Annotated in this window: 11 protein-coding genes; 9 read left to right on the plus strand and 2 right to left on the minus strand. The window is 65.3% G+C overall.

Annotation, left to right across the window (positions count from 1 at the left end):
- Positions 1-7: 7 nt before the first annotated feature.
- Genes RM446_RS00610 through RM446_RS00620 form a run of 3 tightly spaced genes read left to right on the plus strand, consistent with a single transcriptional unit; the run spans position 8 to position 7,860 of the window.
- Positions 8-2,779: a DUF1156 domain-containing protein gene (locus RM446_RS00610; RefSeq protein WP_311543027.1), complete on the plus strand. Its 2,772-nt coding sequence runs from the start codon at positions 8-10 to the stop codon at positions 2,777-2,779.
- Positions 2,776-4,452, plus strand: a complete 1,677-nt coding sequence (locus tag RM446_RS00615) for a DUF262 domain-containing protein (protein WP_311543028.1) — start codon at positions 2,776-2,778, stop codon at positions 4,450-4,452. The genes RM446_RS00610 and RM446_RS00615 overlap by 4 nt, the downstream gene beginning before the upstream one ends.
- A gap of 15 nt (positions 4,453-4,467) precedes the next feature.
- Positions 4,468-7,860: a Swt1 family HEPN domain-containing protein gene (locus RM446_RS00620; protein WP_311543029.1), complete on the plus strand. Its 3,393-nt coding sequence runs from the start codon at positions 4,468-4,470 to the stop codon at positions 7,858-7,860.
- A gap of 333 nt (positions 7,861-8,193) precedes the next feature.
- Here the strand turns inward: RM446_RS00620 and RM446_RS00625 are convergent, their stop codons facing one another.
- Both RM446_RS00625 and RM446_RS00630 read right to left on the minus strand, forming a co-directional pair.
- A complete protein-coding gene (locus RM446_RS00625; protein WP_398694271.1) occupies positions 8,194-8,916 on the minus strand; it encodes a DUF2637 domain-containing protein in 723 nt (240 codons plus the stop codon).
- Positions 8,917-9,082: 166 nt separating this feature from the next.
- Positions 9,083-10,276 (minus strand): recombinase family protein, encoded by a 1,194-nt coding sequence (locus tag RM446_RS00630; protein ID WP_398694236.1) that lies wholly within the window; start codon positions 10,274-10,276, stop codon positions 9,083-9,085.
- A 416-nt stretch (positions 10,277-10,692) separates the two neighbouring features.
- Here RM446_RS00630 and RM446_RS00640 point away from each other — a divergent pair, with 416 nt between their 5' ends.
- The 6 genes from RM446_RS00640 to RM446_RS00665 all read left to right on the plus strand — a co-directional run bounded on the left by RM446_RS00640 (position 10,693) and on the right by RM446_RS00665 (position 15,463).
- Positions 10,693-11,001 carry a hypothetical protein gene (locus RM446_RS00640; protein ID WP_311543031.1) on the plus strand — a complete coding sequence of 103 codons (309 nt, stop codon included), beginning with the start codon at positions 10,693-10,695 and terminating at the stop codon, positions 10,999-11,001.
- Between the two features lie 13 nt (positions 11,002-11,014).
- Entirely contained in the window at positions 11,015-12,214 is a 1,200-nt protein-coding gene (locus RM446_RS00645; RefSeq protein WP_311543032.1) for a hypothetical protein, read from the plus strand.
- A gap of 135 nt (positions 12,215-12,349) precedes the next feature.
- Positions 12,350-12,724, plus strand: a complete 375-nt coding sequence (locus RM446_RS00650; protein WP_311543033.1) for a hypothetical protein — start codon at positions 12,350-12,352, stop codon at positions 12,722-12,724.
- 282 nt (positions 12,725-13,006) lie between these two features.
- Positions 13,007-13,177, plus strand: a complete 171-nt coding sequence (locus RM446_RS00655; RefSeq protein WP_311543034.1) for a hypothetical protein — start codon at positions 13,007-13,009, stop codon at positions 13,175-13,177.
- Between the two features lie 170 nt (positions 13,178-13,347).
- A complete protein-coding gene (locus RM446_RS00660) occupies positions 13,348-13,767 on the plus strand; it encodes a hypothetical protein (RefSeq protein ID WP_311543035.1) in 420 nt (139 codons plus the stop codon).
- Positions 13,768-15,310: 1,543 nt separating this feature from the next.
- Complete coding sequence (locus RM446_RS00665; protein ID WP_311543036.1) at positions 15,311-15,463, plus strand: hypothetical protein; 153 nt, start codon at positions 15,311-15,313, stop codon at positions 15,461-15,463.
- The last annotated feature ends 97 nt before the right edge of the window (positions 15,464-15,560 follow it).

Below are 15,560 nucleotides of genomic sequence, written 5' to 3' on the forward strand. Positions count from 1 at the left end.
GAGGGCTGTGGTGCAGAAGCGGAAGCTGATCGAGGTGGCGTTGCCACTGGAGGCGATCAACAAGGAGTCGGCGCGGGAGAAGTCGATCCGGCACGGGCATCCTTCTACGCTGCACCTTTGGTGGGCACGGCGGCCGCTGGCGACTGCACGGGCGGTACTCTTCGCGCAGTTGGTGGACGACCCCTCCGCGCATCCGGAGAGGTTCCCCGGCGAGGACGCTCAGCGTAAGGAGCGGGAGCGGCTGCACGGCATCATCGAACGTCTCGTCCAGTGGGAGAATATCCGTGACGAGAAGGTGCTCGCGGAAGCCCGTGCCGAGATTCTCGCCTCCACCGACGGCAACCCGCCGCGGATCCTGGACCCGTTCGCCGGCGGCGGGACTATTCCGTTGGAGGCACAGCGGCTCGGACTCGAAGCGCATGCCTCTGACCTAAACCCGGTCGCTGTTCTCATCAACAAGGCGCTCATCGAGATCCCGCCTAAATTCCGGGACCAACCTCCCATTTTTCCTGGATTGGCCAGCTCGCAGATTCGCGAGTGGAAGGGCGCCGAAGGACTAGCTGCCGACGTTCGAGCCTACGGTACCTGGATGCGTGATGAAGCTGAGAAGCGAATTGGTCACTTGTACCCGAAGGCCACGCTGCCCGACGGCTCGAAGGCCACCGTCATCGCCTGGATCTGGGCTCGCACAGTTACCTGTCCCAACCCGGCTTGCGGCATCGAAATGCCCTTGGTTCGCTCCTGGTGGCTGGGTAAGAAGAAGGGCAAGGAAGCGTACGTCATCCCCTCGGTAGTGCCGGACCCGACACATCCGAGTGGGCAGCGGGTTAAGTACGAGATCGGACGTGAACCCGCAAAGGCGCCAACGAAGGACAACGAGGGTACAGTTTCAGGCCGCAAGGGCGCGGTGTGCGTCGCGTGTCAAGGATTCGCGCCAGTAACATTGTTGCGCGCGGACGGAGAAGCCGGACGTCGAGGGCAGCAACTCATAGCAGTCGTGTCGGAAGGGAAAAGGCAACGCGTTTACCTCGCTCCTACCAATGCGCAAGCTCAGGCCGCCGATGTTGTTGCACCGGATAACTCAGTCGACGGTGAGATCGCTGACAATCCTCGTTGGTTTTCTCCGCCTGCCTACGGCTTGACGCGGTTCTCGCATCTATTTACCAACAGGCAACTTGTCACATTGACCACATTTAGTGACCTCGTTTCCGAGGCACGAGAACAAGTCGTCAAGCACGGCGGAACCCCCGCCTATGGTGATGCCGTCGCGACATATCTCGGCCTGGGAGTGAGTAGAACAACAGATCTCAGCAACTCTATCGTAACCTGGTCGAGTAGCCGTGACCAAGCAAGGAACCTATTTTCGAGACAGGCAATCCCGATGGCGTGGGACTTCGTTGAGACTTCTCCCTTTGCGGGGGCAGCAGGCGATCTATCGGTCGCCACAACGACCATGGCGAAGGCGTTAGAGGGATTGCGGCCGAAGAATCCTGGACAAGCTGAGCAGGCTGATATTGGGACCCGCAGCCTAAGTGGATATCTTATCAGTACTGACCCTCCCTACTACGACAATATCGGGTATTCCGACTTGTCAGACTTCTTCTATGTGTGGCTTCGGCGTTCACTCCGCGATATCCACCCCGACCTGCTCTCGACAATGCTCGTTCCCAAGGTGGAAGAACTTGTCGCCAATCCCTACCGTAATAATGGTAAATATGGTGCGAAGAAGTTTTTTGAAGAGGGTTTTCGCTCGGTCTTCGCCAGAGCGCGCCAGTCGGCGTTGAACGACTTCCCGATTTCGGTCTACTACGCGTTCAAACAGTCTGAAGCGGACGGTGATGGCGAGGCATCCACTGGATGGGAGACCCTGCTGGACGGGATGATCCGTTCCGGCTGGGAGATCACTTCGACCTGGCCAAACCGAAGCGAGCGTGGTGGCCGGATGATCTCAGTTGGTACCAACGCCCTCGCTTCCGCCATCGTCCTCTCGCTTCGCCCCCGTCCAGAAGCCGCCCACACGACCGATCGTCGAGGCTTCATTGGCGCCCTCGAATCCGAACTTCCGGACGCCCTTCGTAAGCTCCAACAAGGTCAAATCGCACCCGTCGACCTTCCCCAAGCAGCGATCGGCCCCGGCATGGCAGTGTTCAGCCGCTATGCCAAGGTCATCGAACCGGACGGCACGCCCATGGCAGTCCGCAGCGCTCTCGCACGCATCAACGAGATCCTCGACCAGGTCCTCAACGAGCAAGAGGGCGACTTTGACAGCGCCACCCGGTTCGCCATCGCCTGGTACCGCCAGCACGGCTACGAAACCGGCAAGTTCGGCGACGCCGACAACGTCGCCCGCGCCCGCAACACCAGCGTGGACACCATGGACCGCGACGGCATCCTCACCAGCCGCGCAGGCAAGGTGCAGTTGATCAAACCGGCCGACCTGCCCACCGACTACGACACCCTCACCGACCAGCACACCAGTTCCTGGGAAGTGCTGCACCACCTGATCAGGATCCTTGAGACCGCAGGCATCGGCCCCGCCGGTCAGTTCCTCGGTGCCTCCCTCAACCGGGACGACGACGCCCTCGACAGCGACCTGATCAAGGAACTCGCGCACCTTCTCTTCCGCGTTGCCGAGGGCAACAAGTGGACCAAGGACGCACTCGCCTTCAACAACCTCGTCACCAGTTGGCCGGAGGTACTCGACGCCGCCCGCCAGGCCCCGACCCAGCCGCCCACCGTACAGGGCGCACTCGACTTCGATGAGGAGGCCGACTCGTGAAACAGCTCGAAGCGGGAGAGTTCCCCCTAGGAAAGATTTTCTCCAGCGACTTCGACTTCACGATCCCCGACTACCAGCGTCCGTATGCCTGGGGTACCGAAGAGGCGCTGCAACTGCTGGACGATCTTGAAGACGCGATCGATAGGGATCACGATGAACCGTACTTCCTGGGCTCAATGGTCCTGGTCCAGGAGAAGGGACGCCCGTATGCCGAGGTGATCGACGGTCAGCAGCGCCTCACGACGCTGACAATCCTACTCGCGGTCTTGCGCGATCTGACCGACGATCCAGCGCTTAGGAACGATATCGCGCGACGGCTCATCGAGCCCGGTGATCTGGTTACCGGGATCGAAGCCAAGCCGCGCTTGACATTGCGTAAGAGGGATTCCGGCTTTTTCGAGAAACAGGTCCAGCAGCCGGGGCACATCGCCGCGCTCTGTGACCTGCCTGACCAGGCGTTGGAAACCGACTCTCAACACGCTATCCGCGACAACGCGCAGGCGTTTTGCAACCGCTTGAACAAGTGGTCGAACGAGGAGCGGAGCAAACTCCTCCGTATGACCGCCACACGTACCTACATGGTCGTTGTCAGCACGCCGGACCTCGCCAGCGCCCACCGCATTTTCAGTGTCATGAACGCTCGCGGCATGGACCTGTCTCCAGCCGACATCTTCAAGGCGCGGGTGATCGGGGAGATGTCCGACAAGGACAAATCCGACTACGCTGACCGGTGGGAGGACGCCGAACAGGATCTCGGCCGCGACGGGTTCGCCGACCTCTTCTCGCACATCCGGATGATCTTCGCCAAGGTGCGCGTACAGCGCGAGCTGCTCATGGAATTCCCACTTCAAGTCCTCAATGCGTACCTGCCGAAACGCGCCAAAGAGTTCATGGACGAGGTGCTCTTGCCGTACGCGCGTTCGTACGAGCAGCTCGTCAACCAGGCATATGGGTCCGGCACCGACATCGACGAGAAGATCAATACCTGGCTGCGACGGCTCGGGGAGCTCGACAACAACGACTGGCACCCGCCCGCTCTGTGGGCACTGCGAAACCACGGCAACGACCCGGCCTTCGTCGAGGTGTTCCTGGGCAAGCTTGAACGGCTGGCCGCGAACATGCTGGTCCGCCGGGTCTACGCGACTCCGCGGGCCAACCGCTACGCCGAGCTACTCAAAGAGCTCGACCAGGGGGACGGGCTGGACGCGCCGGCCTTCGAGCTGGGCGACGCTGAGAAGACCGAAGCCCGAGCAGTGCTGAACGGCGAGATCTATACAATCAAGCGGATTCGGAAATACCTCCTGCTCCGGCTGGACGAGACCCTGGCTGGGGAACCGGGTGTCGCCTACCAACACAAGATAATCACCGTCGAACATGTTCTGCCACAGAGTCCGCCGTCCCACAGCGTTTGGATGTCGGACTTTACAGAGGACCAGCGAGCTTTCTGGACGCACCGGTTGGCCAATCTCGTGCTGCTGAATCGACGGAAGAATTCCGCTGCGCAAAACTACGACTTCGACAAGAAGAAATCATCCTACTTCGGGGGGAATCAGGGAGTCGCGACCTTCGCGCTCACCACGCAGGTTCTGGCTGCCCAGACCTGGACGCCGGACGTGCTCGATCAGCGGCAGCGCAAGCTGGTCGAGGCTCTCATCACCGAGTGGTCTCTCTAGGAGAGGTGGACTGACGTGGCACTCAGCAACCGTGAGCGCGTAGGGCAGATGTTCGAGGTGCTCGCCCCGGCGCTGGACGACTTCATCTCCACGGCGATCGGAGAGAACACGTCAGCCGGGGCGGAATGGGTGAAGTTGGTCGAGGCGCGGGACGCCAAGAAGGGCATCTCTGGCAAGACCTACGACCCGCTCGACCCGCAGGTGCAGTTGCGGATGCTGACCGAGAAGGCCATCACGACCAGTGCCAAGCAGGACTGGTACCCGTTCAGCGCGCCGCTGGGACGCACCGGCGAGTCCTTCGCCAGCGAACTGCGGGAGTACCGCAACACCTGGGCGCACAACGGTTCCTTCAGCGATGACGACGCCTACCGGGCGCTGGACACCGCAGAACGGCTGCTTCGACTGGTTCACGCCCCTCAGGAGGCCGACAAAGTCAAGTCGATCCGGCTGAATCTGCGCCGGGTGACCGCTGACAAGGATGACAAGCGCACCCTGAAGACCGCTGTCAGCAACCCCGAGTCCGCCGGGCTGCGCCCGTGGCGAGAGGTACTGCGCCCGCACGAGGACGTGGCGACCGGAAACTTCCACGCCTCGGAGTTCGCCGCGAACCTCTACAAGGTGGCGGCCGGAGCCGACGACCAGGGCAAGGATTACGCCGACCCGGTCGAGTTCTTTAACCGCACCTACCTCACCGAAGGGCTGCGCGACCTGATCGACCGCGCGGCGCGGCGACTCTCCGGCGACGACAACGCGTCCCCGGTGATCAACCTGCAGACCAACTTCGGTGGCGGCAAGACCCACTCCATGCTCTCCCTGTGGCACCTCGCAGGCGCCACACCGCTCGGCGACTACCCGCAGGAACTCCAGGAGCTGCTCATCGCCAGTGGCTACGAGGCGCCGGAAACCGTCCAGCGGGTGGCCATCGTCGGCAACCACTTCAGCCCGTCCGGAGAGGACAAGCCGGACGGCACCAGAGTCAATACGGTCTGGGGAGAACTGGCCTGGCAGCTAGGCGGCGCCGAAGGCTACGCGATCGTCGCGGAGGCCGACCGCACGTCGACACCTCCGGGTAAAGCCCTGCACACAGTGCTGGAACGCTATGCGCCCGCAGTGATCCTGATCGACGAATGGGTCGCCTACGCCCGCAGTCTGCTGGGCCGCGACGACCTGGTCGGAGGTACGTTCGACGACCAGTTCACCTTCGCGCAGTCGCTGACCGAGGCGGCCAAGGGCACCAGCGGCGTGCTGGCCGCCATCTCCATCCCCGCCTCGGAGGCCGGGGACGACTCCGAAGCCGTGGCCGGCAGTGATGAGGAAGTCGGCGGCGAGAACGGGCTGCGAGCCCTGAAGCGGTTGCAGAATGTCGTGCGCCGAGTAGCCGACCAGTGGCGACCGGCATCCTCCGACGAGGCGTACCGGATCGTCCGACAGCGTCTGTTCGTCGAGGCGGACTCGGAAGCGTTGGCGGCGATCCGCGCCACGGCGGGCGCGTTCGGGGACATGTACAGCAAGTACTCGCACGACTTCCCGAGCGAGACCCGCGATCCAGCGTACGGGGAGCGGATCAAGCTCACCTACCCGATCCATCCGGAGCTCTTCGACCGGCTTTACGAGGACTGGTCGAGCTTGGAACGCTTCCAGCGAACCCGCGGCGTGCTTCGGTTGATGAATACGGTCATTCACGCGTTGTGGGTCGGCGAGGACTCCTCGCCGTTGATCATGCCTGGGTCGATTCCGCTCGGCGTTGCCGCCGTCAACTCCGAGCTGACGCAGTACCTGCAGGACTCGTGGAAGGCGATCATCGACGCGGACGTCGACGGTCCCAACTCCGAACCCGCGAAGATCGACAAGGAGAAGTCGCTGTTCGGTCAGCGATCGCTGACCAAGCGGCTGGCGCGGGCGGTGTTCTTCGGCTCGGTGCCGACGATCGGCTCGGCGCACAAGGGGATCGAGACCCAGCGGGTGTTCCTGGGCACGGCGGCCCCCGGCGATGTCCCCGGCAATTTCCACTCGGCGCTGACCCAGCTCGGAGACCGGGCGACCTATTTCTACTCCGGGCAGGGCAAGTACTGGTACGACCTCCAGGCCAACATCACCCGGCGTGCCAGAGATCAGGCCGAGCGCATGCACCCGGAGGACGTGTGGGCGGAGATCGTCCGCCGACTCGGTAGTCAGCCCCGTAACCGCGGCAGCTTCGCTGGTGTTCACGTCTGCCCCACGGAGAACTCCGATATTCCGGATACGGATGAAGCCCGCCTGGTGATCATCCACCCCCGGCTGTCGCACAGCCGCAAGGAAAGCGAATCCACCGCGCTGGAATTCGCACACAAGGCAACAGAGAATAAAGGATCGGCCCACCGCGGATACCGCAATATGGTCGTCTTCCTTGCCGGCGATACCGATCGAATGGCAGAACTGCAGACCGCGGTCCGTGAGTATCTGGCCTGGAACACGGTCCTCTCCTCACATGACCTTGACCTCACCCAGAATCAACGCAACCAGGCCGAGGAGAGGCGGTCGACCGCCGACAGCACGGTCGACAGCAGGCTGCTGAACACCTACCAGTGGGCACTCGTCCCTTCGGCGCCCGAGCCCAGCGCGCCATTTATCGTCAGCGCGACCAAGGTGGAAGGTCAGACGCCGTCGCTCGCGGATCGGGTGTCCAAGCGCCTCGGCAACGACGGCGCTCTGAACACCCAGCAGGCGGCGGCGGCCATCCGCCTCGCGCTCAATCGCGTTCCGAAGCTTTGGGAACAGGGTCACGTGCGCGTCGGCGACCTGTGGAAGGTTTACGCTTCGTATGCCTACATGCCGCGCCTGCGCGATCAGACTGTGCTGAACACAGGATTGGTCGAGCAGCCCTTGCTGTGGGAGACGGACGGCTTCGCGCTGGCCCAGGGCTATGACGAAGCCGAACAGCGCTACCAGGGGCTCGTGCTGCCGGAAGGCGGCGGCAACATCGCGTCGCATGTCACCGTGAACAACGACCTACTCATCGTCAGACCCGAAGTGGCCGAGGCGCAGCGCGATGCGGAGTCCGCGACGGAACCGGCCGGTGAGTCGGACGAGAGAACACCAGATGATACTGGTGCAGGCGATTCCGCTCACTCGGTCGCCGGCCAGAACGCGAGCGAGGCGAGCGGTGGCACCTCCCCAACCCGGCGGCCCCCGCAGAGGACCAGATTCTTCGGCAGTAAGCAACTGAGTGAGGAGCGGTACGCGCTCGATTTCAAGAAGATCGCAGATGAGGTGCTTGCTCATCTCTCCGCCGCTCCGGGCACTGATCTAGTCGTCCGTGTCGAGATCGAAGCCACTAATCCTAGTGGTTTCGATGAAACCAAAACGCGGACAGTGTCGGAGAACGCGCGGACTCTCAAGTTCGACCAGTCCGGGTTCGAGGAGAGTTGATGGGATGAGAGAGCGGAACTGATCTCGCAGCTTGTCACCGATATTTTTCCGGACGCCGCCGCGGCGGAGTGGGTCCCAGTCGCCGCGCGGCGGCAACGCTGCCAATCGGCTCGGCGATGTGGGTTGCTGTGGTGGGACCATCCCCGCATGCGCGGGGGCACACCCACCTGCGCGTAGTTGCGGGAGATCACGAGGGACCCTCCCCGCGTGCGCGGGGAGCACACTGAATGAACTGCGCCTTCGCCGACCCTATAGGCACAACTCTTTCACTTTACGAGAAACCGACAAAAGACCCCCGTCCGCAAACGCGTCCCCGAAGCCACTACCGGCCCCTTACAGCGCGAGCGCGGACACAACGTCATCGAAGCGCCCTTGCTGTCCCCACTGCTTGATCAACCGGCCCCAACGGTCTTTGTGATCGAAGTGGGCCGCGATCTCGCGGCCGGTAGGGAGGGAGCCGTCCTCGCGGCGGTTGGCCAGGGCCCAGTGCCACGCTTCGACTTGGATCCTCGGTATCGCGTCTGAAGGGCGAGCGATCTCCGTGGCGATCGTCGACCCGTGCTGGTCGGTCGCCTCCACCACGTGCAGGCGAGGATGGCCCTCGACGTCGGATGCGGGGACGCCTTCGCCCTCGGCCTGAACAGGCGTCTCCGACTCTGCTGGTTTGGGCTCGGCAGTGCGTATCGCTTGCTCATCGTGTGCGTTCGCATTGCGTACGCCGCGGGCGTCGATGCGGAACTCGCGCATGAGCAGCTCATAGGCACCCATCAGGGCGAAGCTCGGCCAGGCGTGGATCACCCGCGACCACAGCGTCGGATCTGCCACTGCGATGTTGGCCGCAAGCGACGCGACGCTGCCGAGGATGAGCAGGGTCCACGGCAGCAGGCCGCCGCGCCGGCCGTGCCGGGCGTCGGCCAGCAGCGCCATCGACGACGCGACGATCATCCCGTCAACCGATAGGGGGAACAGGGCCGCGCGCCAGGCGGGTTCGCCGTGGCGCTGGGCCAGTTCGTACATGTGGCTGTAGCTGACCACCGCGGCGATCACGGCCAGCATGAACACGGCGAGAATGGTTGTCCAGCGCGACCAGCGGGAAGAATTCACACCAGGTCACCGCCCCGCCAGATCCAGCTGGGTGGTCAGGCGGACCCGCGCGGTGGAGAAGGCCGAGCGAGCCGAGGGGCCATAGGAGATTGGTTCAACTCCCCCCTCGGACACAGAATTACCCCATAAGCGGGTACTGGCCCGGCTCGGGCGCCTCGACGAGGTCGCTTTGGGACGGGCCTTTCGCGTGTTCGGCCCCGACAACCTCCCACGTCGCCGTGTCACACACGACCGCCAGCTCGTTCGCGCGCAAATACCGGGCGATACCGAGCGGGTCGCGCCCGGGAAGGCCGAGGGCAATAGCCTCCAGGAGACGGTCCTCGCGCACGTACAGGCTCTTCTTCCGGACGACGCCGCGCGGCCGGGAACTGCTGTATCCGTGGCGGCACCGATACCCCGCCCGCCCGTTGATCCAGTGCGCATCCATCCGCCGACCGCAGACCCCACACACCAGCAGCCCCGCGAACACGTACTCGCGCGCGCTGCCGTCCTTGGTCGGACGAGCCTTTCGCACCGCCTGGGCCGCCACGAACTCCCCCTCGCTCACCAGCGCCGGATGCGCCGCCTCCTTCGACACCGCCCACTCCTCCCGGCCGGGGCGCCCCGCCCCGCTATCCGGCGAGCACGCGCCCGAGCGCTGCCAGACCTGGCGGCCGGTATAGCGAGGGTTGGCCAGGATCGCCGCCACCGTCGGAACCATCCACGCCTGACCCGGCCGGTGCGAATTGCGCTCCCGGTCCGCACCCGAAGGACACGGCACGCCCCGCTCGTTGAGCCGCCGCGCGATCCCCGCCAGGCTCCGCCCCGCCAGCCGCTCGGCGAATATCCACCGCACATGGACCGCACACACCGGATCTACGTCCAACCGCTGCAGACGCCGCCCCCACTTGGCATGCGCCTTATTGGGATGCGGTCCCGCATCCACCAGCCGGTACCCATACGGCGGCCGCCCGCCCAGATACCGCCCCTGCTCACACGTCTGGGCCCGCATCGCCGCCAGCACCTCCCGCTGCGACTGCGCCCCCAGCACCCGCATCAACACCGCATGCTCCGGATCGGACAGGTCCACCAGCCCCTCGCCCGCGGGCGCATCGGCTGCCGGGCGGGGTTGGGCGGGCGCGGACGCTCCCGAGCGGCGTCCGTCGTCGATGCGGATCCAGTTGCGCAGCGTCTCGCGGTTGACGCCGAGTTCGTCGGCGATCTCGGCGAAGGTGGCGCCGGGCCTCGACCGGTAGAGCGCGACGGCGTCGGCTTTGAACTCGGCCGGGTAGTGCTTCATGGCCATGTGGGTGGACTCCTCCTTGGTTTCCATTGTCGGAGATGTCCACTACTCAGGGGGAAGCTCCAACCACACCCGCACCCCGCATCCCGCCAACTTGGCCACGACCTCCTCGAACTGACCGCCAGCGAACGCCCGCTCGTACTCGCCCACCACCACCGCGTCGCACCGACATCCTGAACCGCATCGGCGCCACCGAAACCGCCGGGGCGTTTTGGCACCTGCGCGCCCTCCCCCACGGCCCCGCCTTCGCCCGTACCGCCCTGCGCTCCTGGACCGGCTGACGGGATCTCGACGACCCCGCCCTCGATCGGCACGAAACCAGCACCGCCGAGCCCGGAGAGTCGCCGCCGGGACGACACACCACCGCAAGAGAGGAAGGGCCCTGCTCTACCGTTTCCCTCAACGGACAGCGTTTTCTCCCACTGCGCCGGTAAGGTGCCGCTGTGGTGAAACCGGGCAAAGCCGAACTCGAAAAGTTGGTGGAGCAGGCCGTCGTCGACGCCTACGGCGAGGACAAGCAGTTCACGGCCCTCCAAACTGCGATCGAGGACAACCTCGCCGTCCCGTTCCAGACCACCGTCTTCGGTGTCGAGGTGACCGTCGCGAAGATCGACCTGGTACCCGGTAGCGACATCGTGGCGATCTGCACCCGCGGCAAGCACCGCCAGGCGATCGGCATCCTCGACCTGCCGCTGCCCACTCCGGCCCCGGCCGGCGCAGAATGGGTCGAGGCCTACCGGAACTGGGCCCGGTGAAAGCGCGGCGACGATGAGCGAATACCAGTGCTACGAATTCCTGGCCGTCGACCTGCCCCTGGACGAGCGGCAACAGGCCGAGGTCCGCGCCGTGTCCACACGGGCCCGGATTACCCCCACGAGCTTCACCAACGAGTACCACTGGGGCGACTTCCGCGGCGACCCGCACACCCTGATGCAGCGCTACTACGACGCCCACCTCTACCTCGCCAACTGGGGCACCCACCGGGTCATGCTGCGCCTTCCCCTCGCCCTCCTCGAACCCGAGACCGTCGAGCCGTACCGCATCGACCCCTACGTGGACGCCTGGACCACTACGGAACACCTCATCCTCGATCTGACCAGCGAAGCCGAAGAAGAGGACTGGGATCCGGAGACCGAGGTGTCCCTGTCGGCCATCGTGGGTGTCCGCGCCGAACTCGCCGCCGGCGACCTGCGGCCGCTCTACCTGGCCTGGCTGGCCGGCTCCGGCACGTGGGAACGCGACGAGGTCGCCTTCGACTACGACGAGGAGGAGGACGAAGGCGAACCGCCGGTGCCCGCCGGTCTGGGCAACCTCACGACGCCGCAGCGGGCCCTTGCCGATTTCCTTCGCCTTGACCCCGCCCTTCTCGCGATCGCCGCCCAGGCCAGCCCACCTCTGACGGCGAGCGGAGCCGACCGGCGCGAACTGGCCCGGTGGATCAGCGGCCTGCCCACTAGGGAAAAGGAGACGCTCCTGGTCCACACCGCCCAAGGCCACGGTGCACGGGTTGGGATGGAGTTGCTGCGGCGATTCCGCGGCGAGCCCGGCAGCCTCCGCGACGGCGCCCGTCCCCGCCGCTCGGTGGCCGAACTGCTGGATGCCGCCGCAACCACCCGTCAGGAGCGCCGACGGCACGCCGAAGCCGCCCACGCCGAAGAGGAAGCCCGCCGCGTACACGAACAGGCGCTGGCCCGCGAGAAGCGACTCGACGCCTTGGCCCGCGACCACGAGGCAGCCTGGGAGCGCGTCGACGCACTGATCCACACCCGCAGGCAGAGCGACTACGACGCAGCCGTCGATCTCCTCGATGGTCTGCGGGAGGTCGCCGAGCGTGTCGGCCAGACCGACGAGTTCGCGCAGCGATTGTCCCGACTCCGCAAGGAGCATCGACGCAAACCCAGCCTCATCGCCCGGTTCGATCGGGCGGGGCTCAGCGCCGCGTCACCACCTGATGGAGTGGCTCGCTGAAGCGCACCTGCGCCGGCGGTGAGTGCAAGCGTCCCCGAACCCACGTGTGGGGCCGTAGGTACCGAACCGGGCGGTAGCGACTCAACTTCGAAGCACTATTGCGACTATAAGTTCTCCTCATGCTAGAGTCTGGCCATGACGAGCATCGAAGTCAGTCGCGATACCTATGCGAGGCTCTCCGCAATCGCCACGTGGGAAGGGATATCCGCAGGAGAGGTGGTTGCCCGCCTCCTCGACCGGAGGCCCGAGCCGAAGCCCCGAGAGCATGGCCGCATCTCGGTGCACGCCGTCTACAGACAGGTCCGCGTCGAGGGAACGTATGACCCGAACACCCACACGGTGACGATCGAGTCCGCCCCGTGGAACGGCGAGGAGTTCGCCAAACCCAGCGCGGCCGCCATCGCGGTCGTCACTCACTACAACCCGGCACGCAACGCCAACACCAACGGCTGGCGGTTCTGGCGGGTGAGCGACACCGGAAAGCTCCTGGACTCGCTCCGCGACACGTAGCACACACGGGCGAGGCACCACAGGCTTATGCAGCGCCTCCTCCTGAGCGGACTCCTCTGATCCGGATCCGCTTGCTCCCGGAACTTCGCACAGCCTTGCCAGCTGATGTCACGCGGCGCGTTGACTCGGCTGCGACGGCTCACCGGCACGACTCCTCCGCACTCCGCATGGCGTCGCGCGATGGGACGGACTCACGGAAATCCTTGAACAGATCACATACCCATCAAAACTAAGACCACTATCCTTGAATAGAGGACAGTCCCATGAAAGGAAAAACCGCTGATGGCAAGGTGGGAGGAAGCCCACTGGGAGTCCAGCGTGGACGCTGGCCTACCGCGCTCCGCGCGACGCTCGGGGCCGTACCAGCGGTACGTTCCCGACACCATCGACGGCTTCGCGCTGGGTGTCGACGGAGGGCTCTCGCGTGAGGTCACCGCGACCGCCGCGCACTGACCGAGCGCCTGCGCGCAGCAGCCAAACCCAACGGCCCGTGGCCGCTGGCCGAACTGCAGCGCCAGTTCGCCTACGACCGCCTACTCGCACGGCTCTACCACCTCGACAGCGGATGGATCGTCAAAGGAGCCACAGCGCTCCTCGCCCGCGAACTCGCCGTCCGCCGCACCGTGGACATCGACGTCTACCGGCCCGGTGACCGCGGCCAGGCAGAACACGACCTCCGGCGAGCCGCCACTCTCGATCTCGGGGACTGGTCGGAGCAGCGCCCCTCCACCCGCTTCAAGGATCTCCTCGACATGCTCTCCGTCATCGGCAGCCAAGGCGTCACCGCCGACATCCAACTCGACGCCCTGCGATCCGAGGCCCAACGCCGGGGCCTCACGCTTCCCCCACGGTTCACGGTGCCCGACCGCCAACTGTGGGAACGCGGCTTCGCCGCCGAAGCCCGCCGCGCCGTGGCGCTCCTGCCGACAACCACCCTGGACGGGGCCCAGGCAATAGCAGCGCCCTTCCTCGACCCACTGCTGGACGGGACCGCCGCTGGGACCTGGAATCCGCGCACTGCCTTGTGGGAGCCTTCGGCATAGGGAAGTCCGGCAGCTTCCCTGCATGCGCCGGGTCCTCCTTCTCACTGCCATGGCAAGCCCAGGGCGAGCACCCGTCGGGTTCGGGCCCGGTCTCGATGCCCAGATCCACCTGGTCGAGCGGGATGCGGTCACGGTGGAGGTAGGCCGTCCCCTCCAGTGCCGTGGCGCGGGCGGTGGCGCCCGGCTGACCGGGCGGCGAGCAGCAGCAGGGTGCTGGACTGCACGCCCGCCCCCGGCGACAGCAGCTTCAACGCGGGTGCGGGCCGGTACGGATCACGTGGGCTCATGGGTCGGTGCCGGCGGCGACCGAAAACACGTCCTACTTATATATGCAGATTTCATCCCCGCAGAGCGTCCACCCGTGCCGAAATTGACCTTGAAGCATGCGTACGCACGCTTACGCACACCCGCCACTGCAACTCCCCCAGTCGGCTGCGCCGAGAAAGAGCAACCGGCGCCTCTCATTCGCCGGGTCTTCGCCAAAAGTGAGCAGGATCTTCACACCCGGATGCGCGAAGACCATGCTCAGTTTTGACTAACGGTCTTGTGTATCACTGGTGGCTCCCGACAACGCGAGGGAATGTCGATTCTGGTGAGTTCCACGCCGTTTTCCGTGCTGCGCCGCTCTTAAGGCCACCAGCTCACCGCGGTCGCCCGCGAGTTGGGGTTGGGGTATACGACCGCCCGACGCAGGCGGACCAACGCCCGCACACGCCTCGCCCACGCGCTGGTGAGCAGGAAATCCGATGAGCGGGTGGACGCTTTTGGAGTCTGAATTATGCATCTATAAGTGAGTGGGTTTTCACTCCCACACCCGACGGGGCAGGGGCGCGGCCATCACACATCCCCTGGTTTCGGTATCCGTTTCACGAAAGGAGAAGTCGGCGCACCCCTTGCCCTTGCCCTCCCTCGCCTTTTCCGTTCCTTTTTCGAGGTGCACGTCGGGTTCCTCGCCGACGTGGCCAACGCGCTGGTGCGCGCCCTGCTGGCCGATGCCGACCGGCGGCAGCGGAGGGCGCGGACCGACCGGCGGTGGCCGCGGTGGCGACAGTGGTGGCTTTCAGGAGCCGCTGCGCGGCCGGGTCCGCCCGCCCCGCGGCAACCGGAACGGCGACGCCGATCGTGGCGGCGGCTCGCCTGGGGGCGAGCGGCGCGGCGGCCCCCGCTCCAACTCCGGCCGAACGGGCTATGCCAACGAGACGTCCCCCCGCGGTCGGTGGTCGCGCCCGGTCCGGCCACAGCCCCGCCCCAACCGCCGCAGGAGAGGAGACCGGGAATCCAGAAGGCCGATCGGGGGCGGCCCGCCGGCACGTGCTGCCCCCTGCCAGGGCTTGAGGGCCGCGTGACCAGCGTGAGCACCGACCCGGCGATCCTTTTCTTGCGCGCCAGGGCGTTCCCCGATGCTTCGGTCGCTCAAGTCCGTGTGGCGCATGTGTTGACGCTACTCATAGCGCTCAGCTACCTTCCATGCAGTTTCTGAGTAATCCGGCATTTTGACGGGTACCCGGAGATTTCCGTACAGCCCCTTATCAGAGGAGACACGGTGAGCGAAGAACTGCTGGAAGACGAATTCTCCCTGGACCTGCGCATCGATCACACGACGGTTTCGACCAGTTCCGCCGCTGCCACGAACAACGGCGGTTGCGAAACGTCGCGCACATCGCTCTGCACCGACACACTCAGCACATGCTGCTGACAGTCGCGCCTGTGATGCGAGCACATCCATAGCGAGCCGCGCGGAGGGCCCTGGGGGGCCGTGTACAGGGGTTCTCCGAGCCCTCCGTACGGTCGTT

The sequence above is a fragment of the Streptomonospora wellingtoniae genome (assembly GCF_031845375.1).
Taxonomy (GTDB): Bacteria; Actinomycetota; Actinomycetes; order Streptosporangiales; family Streptosporangiaceae; genus Streptomonospora; species Streptomonospora wellingtoniae.